Source organism: Marinospirillum alkalitolerans, assembly GCF_045055655.1.
Lineage (GTDB): Bacteria > Pseudomonadota > Gammaproteobacteria > Pseudomonadales > Halomonadaceae > Marinospirillum > Marinospirillum alkalitolerans.
Map to the genome: position 1 here is coordinate 422,592 of NZ_JBANFI010000002.1, position 16,784 is coordinate 439,375.

The following is a 16,784-nucleotide window of genomic DNA, read 5'->3' on the forward strand; positions in this document are numbered from 1 at the left end:
GGGTGTGCTGCGTTGGAATTGGCCTGACCTGCGCTGATGACGCTCATCAGGAGCCCCTAGTCTTCTTCAAGGCTGAATTTGCTCGCGGCCTGTTCAAAGCTAGACTTCTGCTGACCTGCTTCAGCACTGCCGAGCTTGATCATCAGGCGCAGGTCATTCGGTGAATCAGCATGCTGGAGGGCATCCTGCTCATTGATTTCACCTGCAGAATAGAGATCAAAAAGTGCCTGATCAAAGGTTTGCATCCCGATATCACGCGATTTCTTCATCAAGGCCTTGAGTTGATGTACCTCGCCTTTACGAATCAAATCCGAGGCCAGCGGCGTGTTGAGCAGCACCTCGATGGCCGCCCGACGACCTCGACCATCTTGTGTCGGCACCAGCTGCTGGGCAATGATCCCCTTAAGATTGAGTGATAGATCCAGATAGATTTGCGCATGGCGCTCTGCTGGGAAAAAGTGAATCACCCGCTCCAGTGCTTGGTCCGCATTGTTGGCATGCAGGGTCGCCAGACAGAGGTGGCCAGTTTCTGCAAAAGCCAGCGCATACTCCATCGTTGCACGGGTACGGACTTCACCGATCATGATGACATCGGGTGCCTGACGCAGCGTATTCTTCAGCGCGACTTCAAAGCTTTCTGTATCAATGCCCACTTCACGTTGCGTGACGATACTCTGCTTATGCTGATGGATAAACTCAATCGGATCTTCGATGCTGATAATGTGCCCGCGTGCATTTTCATTGCGGTACTGAATCATCGATGCCAGTGAGGTTGATTTGCCTGTCCCTGTTGCGCCAACAAACAGAATCAGCCCCCGCTTGGTCATCGCTAGATCCTGGATAATCTGAGGCAAGCGCAGGCTCTCCAGCTGGGGCACATCAAATTCGATACGGCGCAGCACCATGCCCACCTGATTGCGTTGATAAAAAGCGCTGACCCGAAAACGCCCAATCCCTGAGGCGCTGATGGCAAAGTTGCATTCTTTATCGCGCTTAAACTCCTCGCGCTGCTCTTGGTTCATCACTCCAAGAACCAGTTCGCGGGCTTGATCAGCAGAGAAGCTTTGTTCTGTTAAAGGCAGCAGTTGACCATCAACCTTCATGCACGGCGGCATCCCAGTGGTGATAAACAGGTCAGAAGCCTTGCGTTCGGCCATCTGCTTGAGAAAATCGCTGAATCTCATATGGGTGTATTCCTTTTCGTCATCCACTGCTTAGAAGGCATCAGGCTGCTTGGCTTTTTCGCGTGCCGTCTCACGGCTGACGAGCCCTTTGCTGAGCAGCTGCTTGAGACACTGATCCATGGTTTGCATGCCGACGGAGGCACCAGTCTGGATGGCCGAATACATCTGCGCGATCTTGTCTTCGCGTATCAGGTTGCGTATGGCTGGGGTACCTATCATGATTTCATGGGCGGCAACACGCCCGCCCCCTTCTTTTTTCAGCAGCATTTGTGAGATGACGCCTTGTAAGGATTCAGACAGCATCGAGCGCACCATGGATTTCTCTTCAGCGGGGAAGACATCGACAATCCGGTCGATGGTTTTGGCCGCGCTGGTGGTGTGGAGGGTGCCAAACACCAGGTGGCCGGTTTCGGCCGCAGTGAGAGCAAGACGAATGGTTTCTAAATCGCGCATCTCACCCACCAGAATGATATCTGGATCTTCACGCAAGGCCGAGCGCAGGGCTTCAGAGAAGCCAAGGGTGTCACGATGAACTTCTCGTTGATTGACAAGGCATTTTTTTGATTCATGGACGAATTCGATGGGATCTTCGATGGTCAGGATATGGGCATTTTTACGCTCATTGACATAATCAATCATCGCTGCCAAGGTGGTGGATTTACCCGAGCCGGTTGGCCCTGTCACTAGGACCAGACCACGCGGTAGCAGGGATAGATTGCGGAAGATATCGCCCATTCCGAGCTGATCCAGTGTGAGCACCACCGAAGGAATCAGACGGAACACGGCCCCTGCGCCACGGTTATGATTAAAGGCGTTGACACGAAAGCGCGCCAGGCCGGGCAGCTCGAACGAAAAGTCGACTTCGAGAAACTCTTCATAATCGCGGCGCTGCTTATCATTCATGATGTCGTACACCAAGGCATGGACTTCCTTGTGCGACATGGCCGGAACGTTAATACGGCGAATATCACCATCGACACGAATCATCGGCGGCAGATCAGCAGAAAGGTGAAGGTCAGAAGCTTTCTGCTTTGCGCAGAAGGCCAGCAATTCGGTAATATCCATAGCGAACCCTAGTCAAAGATCATCATTGATCGGTCCACCTATCTCTGAGGATAGATGGCAGCCCAGTTATCCAAAGACGAGTGTAAAAGTATGTCGCCTTCTGTTATCGAAGAGCATATCGCAAAGGTCAGAGCACAGGTAGAGGCAGCCTGCCAAAGAGTGGGGCGTCAAGCGAGCGAAGTCAAAATTCTGGCGGTCAGTAAGACTCAGCCTGCCGAGGCAATACGCCTTGCTGCCACTCAGGCACAGCAACAGGCTTTTGGCGAGAACTATCTGCAAGAAGCCTTAGAAAAGCAGGCCCTGCTCACCGATTTGCCACTTGAGTGGCATTTTATTGGCTCCATTCAATCCAATAAAACGCGTGCGGTGGCAGAGCACTTTGCTTGGGTGCATACGCTCGCGCGTGAGAAAATTGCCCGGCGTTTGAGTGAGCAACGGCCTCTGGATCTGCCTCCTTTGCAGGTGCTCTTGCAAGTGAATATCAGTGGTGAAGCCAGTAAAGATGGGGTGGCACCACAGGAACTTAAAGCCTTAGCGCAGCAGGTTGCGGCATTACCCCGCCTGAGTTTACGTGGCTTAATGTGTATTCCTGAGCCAACAGAGGATGCACTGGCGCAGCGTGCCGCTTTTGCGCAGCTACGCAAGCTGTTGATCGAATTGCAGCATTTAGATTTAGGGCATCCGTTGGATACGCTCTCTATAGGGATGAGTGCCGATTTAGAGGCGGCCATTGCCGAAGGCTCGACACTGGTTCGCATTGGTACTGCCATCTTTGGGGCCCGCCAGCGCGGTGCCGTTTCTTCTTCACACTTTTAGGATTGTTCAGCATGACGAATCACACTCAGGCTTCGACGCCGACTCTGGCTTTTATCGGGGCGGGGAATATGGCCACCGCCATGATTCGCGGTCTGGTTGCCCAAGGCTATCCTGCCGCACGTATCTGGGCCACCAATCTGACAACCGAGCCTCTTGCCCAGCTGGCGATGCAAACCGGTATACATACCACGACAGATAATGATCTGGCTTGCCAGCAGGCCGATTTGGTTGTGCTGGCGGTGAAGCCGCAAATGATGGCAGAGGTGCTGCAGACCTTGCGTCCGGCGTTAGAGTTTAAGCGGCCGCTGGTGTTGAGTATTGCCGCTGGCCTGACCAGTGCGACTCTGTTGGAGTGGATTGGCACTGATTTGCCGCTGGTGCGCGCGATGCCCAATACCCCTGCTTTACTGGGCGCCGGTGCGACAGGCTTGTATGCCGCGGCAGCGGTCACGGCTGAGCAGCGCACTTGGGTTGATCGGATCGCCAGTGCCATGGGGCAAGGTTTTTGGGTGGATGAAGAAGCCCAGATTGATGCGGTGACCGCCATCTCAGGCTCAGGTCCAGCCTATTATTTCTTGTTCACTGAGGCACTGGCCGCAGCGGGTCAGGCCTTAGGTTTGCGTGCCGATTTGGCTCAGGCCCTGGCCGTGCAAACCGCCGCTGGGGCGGGTCGTATGCTGGCTGAGTCTGGCGATGCCCCAGCGCTGTTGCGGCAGAAGGTGACTTCACCCGGCGGCACAACCGCCGCTGCGCTGGCCTGTTTTGAGCAGCAAGGTTTAGCTGAGTTGGTGGAGCAGGCCGCCCAGGCTGCTGCACAACGCGCACAACAACTGGCAGATGAACTGAGTCGGCCCTGCTAGCCCGCTCAACCCTTGCAGTCTGAGATGTCTTCTGCTCTGATGCGTGAGCAGAATCCACATGGAGAAACACATGAGTACAGGTTTAGCCCAGATCATTCAGTTGGTCTTTCATCTTGCGACCTATCTACTGGTCTTGCGTCTGTTGCTGCATTTCAGCAAGGCGGACTATTTCAATCCCATCACTCAGGGCGTGGTGAAAGCCACCAATCCGGTGATCCTGCCCCTGCAAACCTTTCTGCGTCCGGCAGGGCGTCTTGATCCGGCCAGTCTGGTGCTGGCGTTTCTGGTAAAAACCACCGGTATTTATCTGGCCATCACCGTGATGGGGGCTTCAGCCGGTGTGGGTAGCCTGGTGATTGGTGGTTTTACGGGTGTTTTAAAGGCGATTTTGGATGTCTACTTTTTTGCACTGATTATTTCGATCATCCTGAGCTGGGTTGCACCTCAGGCCAATCATCCTGGCGCCTTGCTGGTGTATCAGCTGACTGAACCCTTAATGGCACCGGTCAGGCGCTTTATTCCAAGTCTCGGTGGGCTGGATTTATCTCCTATCTTTGTTTTTCTGGGGATCCATCTGGCACGTCTGGTTTTGATTCTGCCTTTAGCGCAGGCGGCGGGCTGGCCCGTGGCACAGTTTATCGGCATTTGACATCCTCTCCGGCCTAAAGGCCGAAGATTCCTACGGCGCTCAGGCGTAGCATGGAGCCAGTCCTGAGTCGCTTCGGTGGGTTCCTGCTGCTGGCGGCCTTGTTGCACCACTCACTTCACAGGCTAGCCGGACGTGTCCCGCCCTTAAAATGTTGATCGCGCCGACAACATCAGCGTTTTCTTTCAATCCGCAATCCACGCACTCAAACACCGACTGCGTTTTGCGGTTGGCAGCAGACACATGACCACAAGACGGACAAGTGCGACTGGTATTCTTTGGCGGTACGGCGATAAGCCAACCGCCATTCCACTCTAGCTTGTAGTCCAGCTGACGGCGAAACTCAAACCATCCCTGATCAAGGATGGCCTTGTTTAGGCCAGATTTGGCGCGAACATTTCTCCCAGGCTGGCTGGCTGAGCCTGCTGCTGACCGACTCATATTGCGCACCTGCAAGTCCTCAATACACACCATCGCGTGGTTTTGGCTGATCGTGGTCGTGGCTTTGTGCAGGTAGTCGCGGCGTGCATTGCCGATCCGTGAATGAATGCGCTGAACTTTGGCTTTGGCTTTCTTCCAGTTGCTGCTGAATTTCACCTTGCGGCTCATAGCCTGCTGCGCCTTGCGCAAGGCTGTTTGGTGTTTTTTGAAGCTATCAAGGGGTGCCAGATGGTCTTTATGGTCGAATTCGGGCAAGGGGCGATCAAAGGTGGCGAAGCGGCTTATTCCCATGTCGATGCCCAGTGCATCGCCTTGAGCAATGGGGTTTTCGACCTCGCGCTCAGTCTGAATGCTGACAAACCACTTGCCGCAAGAATGGCTGACGGTGATGTTTTTCACCACTCCCAACACTTCACGGCTGTTGCGATAACGCATCCAGCCGAGCTTGGGTAGAAATAGGCGACTATTGCCTTGATCGAGCTTGCAGCCTTGTGGATAACGGAAACTGTTACGCTGGCCTTTTTTCTTAAAGCGCGGAAAGTCGGCTCGCTTGGCAAAAAAGTTGGCATAAGCACGATCCAGATCTTTAAAGGATTGCTGCAAGGCTTGTGAGGGGGTGTCAGTCAGCCAGCAGGTTGATTCATCAGCCTTCCATAGCGTGAGCTGCTTGCACAAATCTGAATAGCTGAGCTTCTTTTCTCCCTGCTCGTAGCGTTCCTTCTGTAAAGCCAGCGCCTTATTGAACACGAACCGACAGGAGCCAGCAAAGCGGCGCATTTGCCGCTCCTGCTGCCCGTCAGGCCGAAGTTCGTATTTAAAGGCTTGCAGTCGTTTCATAACCTTAATATATTTTGAACCATGAAAAAATCAATGATATTAGAGCATTATGGTCGCCATCTTATTTTGCATCCAGTTGCGGCGGCGCACTGATAGAAATCATTCGCCAATACATAGAGCAGCAGCAAACACCACATTAACAACGGAGCGGCGATGCCGCTCTAACCTTATATCTCCGCCATGAATGACGGAGCTTTACGGTTTTCTGGGTAAAACGGAGCCTGATGGCTCCCTATCTTGCCGATCAAAGAGGTGAGCATGTCCCAGCAGAGTGCTTTTCAATCTCAGACTGAGCTTTTTGCGCCCTGTCTCAGTGTCAGTCAACTCAATCAGCAGGCGCGCCGCTTGTTGGAAGGCGGGCTGGTCAACCTCTGGGTGGAAGGCGAGATTTCCAATTTCACCCCTTCAGCCTCAGGGCATTGGTATTTTACGCTCAAAGATGAACAGGCACAGATCAGTTGTGTTCTGTTTAGCCAGCGCCAACTGCTCTTAAAGCCCCCGAACAACGGTGATCAGGTGCGCCTGAAAGGTCAGGTCAGTCTGTATGAGCAGCGGGGCCAGTATCAGTTTCTGGTCTCTGGTTTACGCCAGACAGGCCTGGGTGATGCCTTACTGCGCTTTGAAGAGCTCAAGCAGAAGTTACAGGCAGAAGGTCTCTTTGATCCGGCGCGCAGACGGCCTTTGCCTCTTTATCCAGATCGTATCGGAGTGATCACCTCTGCGCAGGGTGCCGCCCTGCATGATGTGCTGAAGGTGATTCAGCGGCGTTGGCCGCTTGCTCAGGTGCTGCTCTATCCAGCACAAGTACAAGGTAAAGAAGCCCCTTTAAGCCTCAGGCGCGCCTTGGCTCTGGCTCAGTATCATGGACAGCCAGATGTCCTGCTGCTGGTGCGTGGTGGAGGCAGCCTAGAAGATTTACAGGCCTTTAATGATGAAGTGCTGGCCCGTATGGTGGCCGCCTCAGCGATTCCCGTCGTGACGGGCGTTGGACATGAAACAGACACCACGCTGGTCGATTTTGTCAGTGATCTGCGCGCTCCCACTCCTTCTGTTGCTGCAGAAAGCGTCACACCAGAGCGCACGCAGCTGCTGGCCAAGCTTGAACAGCAGCAAGGGCGTTTACTGCATGCCTTGATGCTGCGTTTACGAGCAGAACAACAAAGGCTGGATGAACTCAGCTGGCGTTGTGCCCAACCACGTCAGCTCACGGTGGCTCGCCAGCGTTGGACCCAGTTGGATCAGCGCTTGCAAGCTCAGCATCCTCAACGACGTCAGGCCCAGCAGCAGGCGCGTTGGTCTGCATTACAGACGCGCCTGATGTACCAGGCCCCTCAGCGTCGCTTGGCAACTTATCGAACTCAGTGGCAGGCCCTCGTCTTGCGTCTGGAAAGAGCACAAGGCCAGTCTCTAGAGCGCGCCCAGCGTCGTTGGCATGAGCAGCTCGGTCGCCTTGATCTGATCAGCCCGCTGAGAACCCTCGCTCGTGGTTATGCATTGGTGACGCCTGAAGCCGCACCCACTCAGCCCTTGCGTTCAGCGACTCAGGTACAGGCTGGTGATCGGCTTCAGGTTCAGTTGGCGCAAGGGCAGCTGCGTTGTTTGGTGCTAGACACTCAGTCTACCGAGATAGCCTCATCTGATTGATAACCGAAGGAGAAAAGACGGTGATATCTTTATATTCAACGCGTATAGCGCAATACTTAGCGGCTGCGCTGCTTCTGCTGCTGGCCAGCTCGGCGCAGGCAGGACTCTGGCCACAAGAAGAGCGCGTACCCGGTGGGATTGCCCTGCTTGAAATTCCGCAGCGCAGTGCCGCCGCACCTCATGTGTATTTTAATGAGCGGCGAGTCTATACCCATCAGCGTGATGGACGTTGGTATGCCTGGGTGGGCATTCCTTTAAGCCAGACACCGGGCGCGACTCAGGCCTTGTGGCGCACACGCGATGGTGATATCGCGCTGCCTTTTGTGGTGGCCGATAAGGCCTACCCGACCCAGCGCTTGACCGTGGCACCACGCCATGTTGACCTTTCAGCTGAGGATCTGGCGCGTGTGCAGCGTGAAACCCCTGAGCTGCGTGGCGCGATGGATGACTTCCATCCGGTGCGTATCGCCTTACCTGAGCAGGTGACCCTGCCTCTCGAAGGACGTCGTACCAGCCCTTTTGGCTTCCGTCGTGAATTCAATGGGCAGGCGCGTAATCCGCATAATGGTCTGGATATTGCCGCGCCCACTGGCACGCCTATCCTGGCCGCACTGCCTGGTCGAGTCGTGGCTCAGGCGGATTATTTCTTCAATGGCAAAACAGTGGTGCTGGATCATGGCTTGGGTTTCACTAGTCTGTATTGCCATATGAGCCAGTTTACCGATTTGCAGATTGGCGACCGTGTTGAAGCTGGTCAGGTGATTGGCTATGTCGGATCGACTGGGCGCTCCACTGGGCCGCATCTGCATTGGACGATCAGCCTCAATGGTGCACGGGTTGATCCGGATCTCTTTTTGACCGAGCAGCAGCGCTAGTTCTGCAACCTGCTTTTATACGGCCACGGAAAGAATCCAGTGGCCTTTTGATCTGCTAGCCTCGCAGGGGGATATTCAGCTGCTGAGAAAAAGCCTAATATCTGCTTTGTTGATGTCTACTCTTCTCTTGCCCGAAAGGATGCGCCCGCCATTATGATCTACAAAAAATTGCTTCTTCCTGCCATTTTACTGGTTTTAGCCTGGGCGCTTTGGGCCAGTGCGGATTTTATGGAGATCGCCGCTGGCGTGGCACTCTTTATGTTTGGCATGTTTTGCCTGGAGGAAGGGTTTAAAGCCTTTACTGGCGGCACGCTTGAAGCCATTTTACGCCGCTCGACAGATCGCTTGTGGAAAAGCCTCGCCTTTGGTGGCATCAGTACCACCTTGATGCAATCCAGCACCCTTGTCTCTTTAGTGACGATTTCTTTTGTCAGCGCTGAAATGATCACGCTGGCGGCGGGGATTGGCATCATTATGGGAGCGAATATCGGCACCACGACCGGCGCTTGGCTGATTGCGGGCTTGGGCCTGCGGATTAATATTGCGGCCTATGCGATGCCGATGCTGGTCTTTGGTGTGGTGCTGTTGATGCAAAAGAGCAAAGGCTTAAAGGCCGGAGGCTACCTGCTACTGGGTGCGGGCTTCCTGTTCTTTGGTATTCATTATATGAAAGAGGGGTTTGAGGCCTTTCAGGGCAGTTTTGATCTGTCTGTCTATGCCCTCTCTGGTCTCTGGGGTGTGCTGGTTTTTACGCTGATCGGTATGTTGATCACCGTGGTGATGCAATCCAGCCATGCCACCTTGTTGATTATTATCACTGCCCTCTCGACCGGACAGGTGAGCTATGAAAACGCACTGGCCTTGGCGATTGGTGCCAATCTGGGCAGCGCGATCACCACGGCACTCGGTGGCTTGGCGGCCAACTTGGGTGGACGGCGTCTGGCGATTGCCCATGTGGTTTTTAACGTGATTACCGCAGCTGTGGCCGTGACCTTTATCCTCCCGATTGGGACACTGGTGGATGTGATCGCCAGCTGGATAGGGATCGGAGCAGAAGATTATCTGCTCAAGCTGGCGCTTTTTCATACCCTTTTCAATATGCTGGGCGTGGTTCTGCTTGCCCCCTTTGTCAAACCGCTGGAAAGCCTGCTACAGCGTTATGTGCAGCAGAAGAAACAGGCCTCTGAGCAGCCCCTCTACCTTTATCCCGAAGCCTTGGAAACCAACCAGACGGCTGTCACTGCAGTGCGCAAAGAAGTGGAGCACCTATTTGAGAATGCCTATGGCTTATTGGCACATGGCTTAAGTTTAAAGCGCCAAACCATCGATTCGGAAGAGCCCTTGTCTGAGGCGGTCAAATACACACGCCGTATCTTCCCGATTGATGTTGAAGATCTTTACGAAGAGAAGATCAAAAGCCTGCATAGCGAGATCGTGGCTTTTATTGGTGAAGCCCAAACGCGCGAGCTGAACCAAGCCGCCACAGAAGAGTTCTATCGCTTGCGTCAGGCGAGTCGCGATATCGTCGAGGCCGTCAAGGGGATGAAGCATCTGCATAGCAATCTTGAAAAGCATGGCTTGTCTTCTAACCCAGCCATTCGCGAACGCTATGATGCCATCCGCTTGCAGCTGGCCAAGCTATTGCGTGAGCTGCGTCAACTCTTGAGCAATCAGGACCGTGAGTTCATCAGCCTGTCACTGGATGCGCTGAAAATTTCAGTCGAAAAATCCAGCCGTCAGCTGATTGATGAGCTGGATGAGATGATTCGTCATCGTCGTATCGTGGCCAGTATCGCCACATCGATTATGAATGACGAGAACTATGCGACCGAGATCGCCAAAAACCTGATCGATGCGATCCAGTTTTTGACTTCATCCAGTGTGGATTCCAGCGAGCAACTGGCACTGGATGACAAGGAGATCTCGGCCCTTGCCCAGAAGCCAGATTAACCAAGGAGTGACAAGAAGATGAAGCTGAAAAAAATCATGGAACGTGTCGCTAATTTTTTAGATGCAGATAGCCAAACTCAATATAAAGAGCTGTGTTCGATTCGCAAAATCTTGAAAGAGCTCAAACAGAAAGAGCGTAAGCTACGCGAGAAAAACCCAGCCAAGCTGAGTGAAGAAGAAGCCACTGAGCTGCAAATCAAGCTTGATGTGATTTATGCACAGCGTAAAAAAGGACTCGAGAAGGTCAAGCTGCTGCGTGAAGAGTTAAAGAAAGCCAAAAAGCAATGAGCTACTCAAGAGGCTAAGCCAGCCTAATCAAGGAGAAATTGATGTCGACGCCCAATACAGTGAATTCGCCCACCGGTCTGATTTGGCTTCTCGGCCTAGCCGCGCTGATGGTGATTCTTGCTGGGCTGAAAGCTGCTGAGGCCATTGTTATTCCTCTCTTGCTGGCGCTATTTATTGGCATTATCTGCACACCGCTGCTGCATTTTCTGACGCGGCGGCGTGTCCCCGTCGTGCTGGCTGTGGTCATTATCATGGCGCAGCTGGTGGTGTTTGGTTTTTTGTTCGGTCTGTTTGTCGGGAGTGCGATAGATAGCTTTGTTGATCGCCTGCCAGAGTACCAGCGGCGACTGGAAAGTGAGCTGGTGCAGCTCTTGCCTTGGCTCGAAGCGCTTGGGGTGCCGGTTTCCAGTCAGCAACTGCTCGATCATTTTAATCCATCGGTGCTGATGGATTGGGTGGGCAAGGCTTTATCCAACTTGGGCGCACTGATCACCAATCTGTTTCTGGTGCTGTTTATTGTGATTTTTCTGCTGCTAGAAGAAGCCACCTTTGGGGATAAACTGCGCCAAGCCTTGCCCAATGCGCATCGCTCCTTTGCTCAGGCCAACAGCTTTGTCCAGCAGGTGAATCGCTATCTGGTGATCAAATCGATTGTCAGTTTAATCACGGGTTTGTTGATCGCACTTTGGCTGTGGATTCTCGGTGTTGATTTCCCTCTGCTTTGGGGTGTTGTCGCCTTACTGATGAACTTTATTCCCAATGTTGGCTCTATCATTGCGGCCATTCCAGCCGTGTTGCTGGCCTTAGTGCAGCTGGGTTTATCTGAGGCCTTGCTGGTCGCCAGTGGTTATCTGGCTGTCAATGTTGTGCTGGGTAGCCTGATTGAACCCCGTTTTATGGGGCGCGGGCTGGGTTTATCCCCTCTGGTGGTTTTTCTCTCTTTGGTGGTCTGGGGTTGGTTGTTTGGCGTGGTGGGCATGTTGTTATCGATTCCACTGACGATGATTGTCAAGATCGCGCTGGAGCAAACGCCTTCGACCCAATGGATTGCCGTTTTGCTCGGCAATGGGTTGCGACCGGCGACTGAAGAAAAAGAGGAATAAGAGGAATAAGACTTGATCTCAATAGGCGCGTTGATTATTGTGCGCCTTTCTTTTGACTTGTTTATTGTTACGTTATAACATTTGGGTTGAGTATGAAGGGTTTTCTTTTATCACTGATTCACCTGAGCTTGTTGAGTCGTTTATTGCTACTGCTCCCGCTGATTTTTGCACTCTGGGGTGCCATCTATTGGGCGGTGAAATAAAACGATGACCACACCCGCTCAATTGGCCCGCTTCAATAATCTGACGCTGGGCTACGAAAAACATCCCGCTGTACATCATTTAAGCGGTGATCTGTTGCATGGAGATCTGTTGGCCGTTGTTGGCCCCAATGGCGGCGGTAAATCCACCTTGCTGAAAGGCATGATGGCTCAGCTGAAGCCCTTGGGTGGTCGCATAGAGTGGTCGCAGCCGCCTCAACTGGCCTATTTGCCACAACGCGCCCGTTTGGATCTCGATTTTCCACTGCGGGTCATCGATTTTGTGGCGCTGGGTTGCTGGCCGCAGGTCGGGGCATTCGGCGGTGTGCGCCGTACGGCGATTCAACAGGTCAGCCGTGCCTTGGAGCAGGTTGGCATGCAGCAGTTTGAAAAGCGCAGTCTGGATTCCTTATCCGGTGGGCAGCTGCAACGTGTGCTGTTTGCGCGCCTGATCCTTGAAGATGCACCTTTGATCCTGCTCGATGAGCCCTTTGCGGCAGTTGATGAAGCCACGCAGGAAGATCTGATGCATCTGATTCAGCACTGGCATCAGCAAGGGCGCACCATCATTGCGGTCTTGCACGATTTACAGCAGGTGAAGCGTCACTTCCCTCGCTGTCTGCTGCTGGCGCGTGAAGTGCTGGGTTTTGGGCCAACAGATCAGGTCTTGACTGAAGACAACCTCCGTCGTGCGCGCAAGATGCAGGTTGCGTTTGACCCGCTGGCACCCATCTGTGACCTCCATCTCGATGAGGAAGCCGAGGCCAGCCATGCTTGAGACCTTGTACTTGTGGTTTTTAGAACCCTTTTTAACGCCTGATTTTGGTTTTATGCGTCGGGCCTTGGTGGGGTGTCTGGTGCTGAGTCTTAGCGCTGCACCTGTTGGTGTTTTTTTGATGCTACGCCGCATGAGTTTGACCGGTGATGCCGTCGCCCATGCGATTCTACCTGGCGCGGCCTTGGGTTATATCATCGCTGGTTTGTCGTTAGGGGCGATGACGCTGGGTGGCCTGCTGGCTGGTTGGCTGGTCGCGATGCTGGCCGGTGGCCTCGCCAGAGTCACCGTGTTGAAAGAGGATGCCAATCTGGCAGTGTTTTATCTGGTATCGCTTGCACTGGGCGTGCTGCTGGTGTCCTCGCAAAGTCGCAATATTGACTTGTTGCACCTGCTGTTCGGCAGTGTCCTGGCGCTCAATAATGAAGCCTTGTATCTGTTGGGTGGGATCGCAACGCTGACGCTCTTACTGCTGGCGATTTTTCTGCGCCCGCTGGTTTTAGAGTGTATTGATCCGGATTTTTTACAGCGACATAGTCGCTTAGGCACGCCGACCCATTTGGTTTTTCTCGCCCTAGTGGTGTTGAACCTGGTGGCTGGTTTTCAGGCCTTGGGTACCTTGATGGCGGTGGGCATCATGATTTTGCCGGCCACGGCAGCACGCTTTTGGACACGTCAGCTCGATAGCCTGTTGTTGTTGGCGGTGGTGCTGGCCATGCTGGGTTGCTGGTGGGGGCTGCTGCTCTCTTGGCATTGGGATTGGCCGACGGGACCAGCGATTATCCTGATGCTGGGCACCCTGCATCTGGTCTCGATGCTGCTGGGCACCCAAGGCCTGCTGAAACGCTATTGGCCAGTGAAAAAGCATCTTCAATCTTAACCTCAAAGGAGCACAAGATGAGTAAAAAAAGTTTTCTGGGCTGGGGCAGTGCTTTGCTGCTTGGGCTGAGTGCCAGCAGTTGGGCGGCAGAGCCTCTGCGCGTGGTCACTAGTTTTAGTATCTTGCAAGATATGACAGAGCAGGTCGGAGGAGAGCGCGTACAGGTGACCAGTTTGGTGGGGCCGAATCAGGATGCGCATGTCTATCAGCCTCGCCCTTCAGACTCACGTGCTTTGGCTCAGGCTGATCTGGTGATTATGAATGGTCTGTATTTTGAAGGTTGGATCACCCGTCTTCTCGAAGCCAGTGGCTATCAAGGCCCGCTAGTGAGTGCTGCTGAGCAGATTCAGGTGATTGCTTATGCGGAAGAAGAAGCTGCATCGGGCCATGATCACGGACACAGCCATAACCACAGTCATAACCATGATCACGGCCACAGCCATAGCCACAGTCATAGCCATGATCACGGACACAGCCATAACCACGGTCATAGCCATGATCATGGACACAGCCATAACCACAGTCACAACCATAACCACAGCCATAGCCATGATCACGGGCACGGCCATAACCACAGTCATAACCACAGTCATGACCATCATGATCATGGTGAATATGATCCCCATGCATGGCAGAGCCTGCGTCAGGGGCAGCAGTATGTCATCGCGATACGTGATGCCTTACAGCAGCTCGATCCTGAGCATGCTGATTTTTATCAACAGCGTGCAGCCGCTTATCTAGCCGAGCTGGAGCGGGTGCATCAGCAGTATGTTGCTGCGTTTGCTGCCCTGCCTGCTGAGCGGCGTCGTGGTTTAACTGATCATGATGCATTTGGCTATTTAGCACGTGACTATGATGTCACTCTGTTGGCGGCCCAAGGTCTGAGCACCTCCGCCGAGCCTTCTGCAGCAGGTATTGCGCGCTTGGTGCGTCAGATTCGTGAGCAGCAGATCAGCGCTATTTTTGTTGAAAACATTGGTGATGGTCGCTTGATTGATCAGCTACGTCGAGAGGGCAATATCCATTTTGGTGGCACTCTCTATTCGGACGCCTTGGATAGCGAAGGTCCAGCGAGCACTTATCTGGGCATGATGCAGCATAACCTGGAAACCTTGTTGCAGGCCTTTCAGCCACGCTAGGTTGCACTTGTTGACCGAAGAAGACTAGTGTTGCCGTGGCGCTTTTCGCTACACTCGCTGCTCGAAGCGGCTGTCTGATCAGCCGTAGTCAATCAAGGAGTCAGCAGTGAGACGGCCACCCTTTTGGCTCCCTCTGCTTGGTGCCCTTTGGGTACTGATGCAGGGGATCGCCTATGCACACCCCCATGTCTGGATCGATTTGCGTATTACCCCGCAGGTGAATCATCAGGGCGAGGTCACTGGATTACAGCAGGCCTGGCGCTTTGATCCCTTCTATAGCCTGATTTTGATTGAAGAGGTTGAGCGAGGTGCCGCACCAGCAGAGCAGGCAGAACGCTATGCTGATTTGGCGCAAGAAGTCGTCAACCACCTGCGGCAATCGCGCTATTTTTCTCATGTGATCTGGCAGGGAGAGGAACAGGATTTTGCGGCGGTAGAAGAGTTTAACCTGATGCGCATCGGTTCGCGGATAGAGTTCAGCTTCTTTCTTCCCTTGGCAGAACCAAGGCCTTGGCAGGGCGCAGAATGGGGGTATCAGATTTATGATCCAAGCTATTACATTGAAATGCTGCACCACGCTGAGCAGGGATTACAGCCCCATGCTGCCCTGGCAGCCTGTCGAACTCGCTTAATCCCGCCGCGTCCAACAGCAGAGCAGATAGAGTACGCCTTGAGCTTGGATCAGAATCAAACGACCAGTGAGCCTCAGCTTGGGCGCTATTTTGCTGAGCGGGTGGTGATTGATTGTCGCTAAGACAAGCTGTCATATGGGAGAGAAGTGATGCACAACTCCAGCAGGCTAGGACTGCTTGTGTTCTTGCTGTTGATCAGCGGTTTGGTACATACCAGCGCCTTACCCGGTCTGCCACCGTCTTCTGCAGCGGATCAGGAGCCAGTGGCAGAAGTCAGATCGACTTCAGCCACGACCAGCTGGTCTGTCGCGCAGCGTTGGCAGCAGTTGAACTTGTGGATTTTGCAGCAGCAACGTGATTTTCATCGTCAACTGGTCCATCAGGTTGAAGCCTATGCTGAGCAGCAACGCTGGTCATTGGCTTGGTCCTTGATGCTGGTGAGCTTTCTCTATGGTGTTTTTCATGCTGCTGGTCCAGGACATGGCAAGGCGGTACTGACGACCTATTTACTGACACAACCAGAGGCGCTCAGGCGGGGGCTTTTTTACTCCGTCTTGGCCGCGCTGCTGCAGGGTGTGACGGCGATTTTGCTGGTGACCCTACTGGTCTTGGGCTTGGGTGCCTTGGCACGCGAGGCTTTTCAGAGTGTGATCTATTTAGAAATGCTGAGCTTCGTGCTGGTGGCTCTGCTCGGTGCCTGGCTGGTGTGGCGTAGCTGGCGGGCTTGGCGGCGGGCGGCGCTGCCACCTGCTCCGGCTTTTACTCCGCTACCGACTCAGGCTGCTTCTGCTGTCTTGAAGCCAAGCCTAATGCCACGACTGGATCTGGCCCCTACTGAAGCTGCATGTGCCCAGTGTGGCAAGGTACATCATGTGGCCCCAGAAGAGTTAGAGCATAAGAATTTTTGGCAAGGTGCGGGCTTGATTCTCTCCATTGGTCTGCGTCCTTGTTCTGGTGCTGTGTTGTTGCTGGCCGTCACCAGTTTGCTTGGTATTTTCTGGATCGGCGTCCTCTCGACCTTAGCGATGGCCCTAGGCACGGCCTTGACCGTGGCCAGTCTTGCGCTGATCGCAGTGAAGGCGCGTGATTGGGCGCAGCGTTTATTACGCTTGCAGCAAGGAGGCTGGTCACGGGCGACCTTGGTGCTGAGCGCGCTGGGTGGCGGTGTGCTCATGGCCTTGGGCTTCAGCCTGGCATGGAATCTCTGGATGGTTGAGGCACCGAGCGGCTTTCTCTAGAAAATCGGGTGTCTGCAAAGATGGCCTGTGGATAAGTCTGTGAGCAATGTGGATAAGATAGCGTGCATAACTTGTGTGCACGCTGGGGTCTTTTTGATTGGTCTGAGCCTAGTGCTAGGGAACCGCTGATCAACGTTACGAGCGCAGGTCAGGCAAGGCGAAATTGATCGAAAAAGCGGAATGTTACACGGAGTAAATGAGCATTTTGAGA

16 protein-coding genes and 1 pseudogene are annotated in these 16,784 nt (G+C 53.7%); 14 read left to right on the plus strand and 3 right to left on the minus strand.

Going from position 1 to position 16,784, the window contains the following annotated elements; translation table 11 throughout:
* Window positions 1-56: 56 nt before the first annotated feature.
* Window positions 57-1,184, minus strand: coding sequence for a PilT/PilU family type 4a pilus ATPase (locus V6U78_RS04925; RefSeq protein WP_405337952.1), 1,128 nt, complete (start codon window positions 1,182-1,184; stop codon window positions 57-59).
* 30 nt (window positions 1,185-1,214) lie between these two features.
* The gene (locus V6U78_RS04930) at window positions 1,215-2,249 is read right to left on the minus strand and encodes a type IV pilus twitching motility protein PilT (protein WP_405337955.1); all 1,035 of its coding nucleotides are present in this window, start codon (window positions 2,247-2,249) and stop codon (window positions 1,215-1,217) included.
* 90 nt (window positions 2,250-2,339) lie between these two features.
* Here V6U78_RS04930 and V6U78_RS04935 point away from each other — a divergent pair, with 90 nt between their 5' ends.
* From V6U78_RS04935 to V6U78_RS04945, 3 genes are all read left to right on the plus strand, one after another.
* On the plus strand, window positions 2,340-3,065 hold the full coding sequence (locus V6U78_RS04935) for a YggS family pyridoxal phosphate-dependent enzyme (RefSeq protein WP_405337958.1): 726 nt from the start codon (window positions 2,340-2,342) through the stop codon (window positions 3,063-3,065).
* A gap of 11 nt (window positions 3,066-3,076) precedes the next feature.
* Window positions 3,077-3,925 (plus strand): pyrroline-5-carboxylate reductase, encoded by an 849-nt coding sequence (gene proC, locus V6U78_RS04940; RefSeq protein ID WP_405337961.1) that lies wholly within the window; start codon window positions 3,077-3,079, stop codon window positions 3,923-3,925.
* Window positions 3,926-3,995: 70 nt separating this feature from the next.
* Window positions 3,996-4,574 carry a YggT family protein gene (locus tag V6U78_RS04945; protein WP_405337964.1) on the plus strand — a complete coding sequence of 193 codons (579 nt, stop codon included), beginning with the start codon at window positions 3,996-3,998 and terminating at the stop codon, window positions 4,572-4,574.
* Between the two features lie 39 nt (window positions 4,575-4,613).
* Here the strand turns inward: V6U78_RS04945 and V6U78_RS04950 are convergent, their stop codons facing one another.
* A complete protein-coding gene (locus V6U78_RS04950; protein WP_405337967.1) occupies window positions 4,614-5,849 on the minus strand; it encodes an RNA-guided endonuclease InsQ/TnpB family protein in 1,236 nt (411 codons plus the stop codon).
* A 47-nt stretch (window positions 5,850-5,896) separates the two neighbouring features.
* Here V6U78_RS04950 and V6U78_RS04955 point away from each other — a divergent pair.
* The 11 genes and pseudogenes from V6U78_RS04955 to V6U78_RS05005 all read left to right on the plus strand — a co-directional run.
* Window positions 5,897-5,989: pseudogene (locus tag V6U78_RS04955) on the plus strand (transposase); the annotation flags it as partial.
* A 118-nt stretch (window positions 5,990-6,107) separates the two neighbouring features.
* Window positions 6,108-7,493 carry an exodeoxyribonuclease VII large subunit gene (gene xseA / locus V6U78_RS04960; RefSeq protein WP_405337970.1) on the plus strand — a complete coding sequence of 462 codons (1,386 nt, stop codon included), beginning with the start codon at window positions 6,108-6,110 and terminating at the stop codon, window positions 7,491-7,493.
* A 20-nt stretch (window positions 7,494-7,513) separates the two neighbouring features.
* Window positions 7,514-8,368, plus strand: coding sequence for a peptidoglycan DD-metalloendopeptidase family protein (locus V6U78_RS04965; protein ID WP_405337973.1), 855 nt, complete (start codon window positions 7,514-7,516; stop codon window positions 8,366-8,368).
* A gap of 153 nt (window positions 8,369-8,521) precedes the next feature.
* Window positions 8,522-10,318, plus strand: coding sequence for a Na/Pi cotransporter family protein (locus V6U78_RS04970; RefSeq protein ID WP_405337976.1), 1,797 nt, complete (start codon window positions 8,522-8,524; stop codon window positions 10,316-10,318).
* A gap of 18 nt (window positions 10,319-10,336) precedes the next feature.
* Window positions 10,337-10,606, plus strand: coding sequence for a hypothetical protein (locus V6U78_RS04975; protein ID WP_405337979.1), 270 nt, complete (start codon window positions 10,337-10,339; stop codon window positions 10,604-10,606).
* Between the two features lie 41 nt (window positions 10,607-10,647).
* On the plus strand, window positions 10,648-11,709 hold the full coding sequence (locus V6U78_RS04980) for an AI-2E family transporter (protein WP_405337982.1): 1,062 nt from the start codon (window positions 10,648-10,650) through the stop codon (window positions 11,707-11,709).
* A 207-nt stretch (window positions 11,710-11,916) separates the two neighbouring features.
* On the plus strand, window positions 11,917-12,687 hold the full coding sequence (locus tag V6U78_RS04985; protein WP_405337985.1) for a metal ABC transporter ATP-binding protein: 771 nt from the start codon (window positions 11,917-11,919) through the stop codon (window positions 12,685-12,687).
* Window positions 12,680-13,564, plus strand: coding sequence for a metal ABC transporter permease (locus tag V6U78_RS04990; protein ID WP_405337988.1), 885 nt, complete (start codon window positions 12,680-12,682; stop codon window positions 13,562-13,564). The genes V6U78_RS04985 and V6U78_RS04990 overlap by 8 nt, the downstream gene beginning before the upstream one ends.
* 17 nt (window positions 13,565-13,581) lie before the next feature.
* Window positions 13,582-14,703: a metal ABC transporter solute-binding protein, Zn/Mn family gene (locus tag V6U78_RS04995; protein ID WP_405337991.1), complete on the plus strand. Its 1,122-nt coding sequence runs from the start codon at window positions 13,582-13,584 to the stop codon at window positions 14,701-14,703.
* 106 nt (window positions 14,704-14,809) lie between these two features.
* On the plus strand, window positions 14,810-15,457 hold the full coding sequence (locus V6U78_RS05000) for a DUF1007 family protein (protein WP_405337994.1): 648 nt from the start codon (window positions 14,810-14,812) through the stop codon (window positions 15,455-15,457).
* A gap of 27 nt (window positions 15,458-15,484) precedes the next feature.
* Window positions 15,485-16,573: a nickel/cobalt transporter gene (locus V6U78_RS05005; RefSeq protein ID WP_405337997.1), complete on the plus strand. Its 1,089-nt coding sequence runs from the start codon at window positions 15,485-15,487 to the stop codon at window positions 16,571-16,573.
* Window positions 16,574-16,784 lie beyond the last annotated feature (211 nt).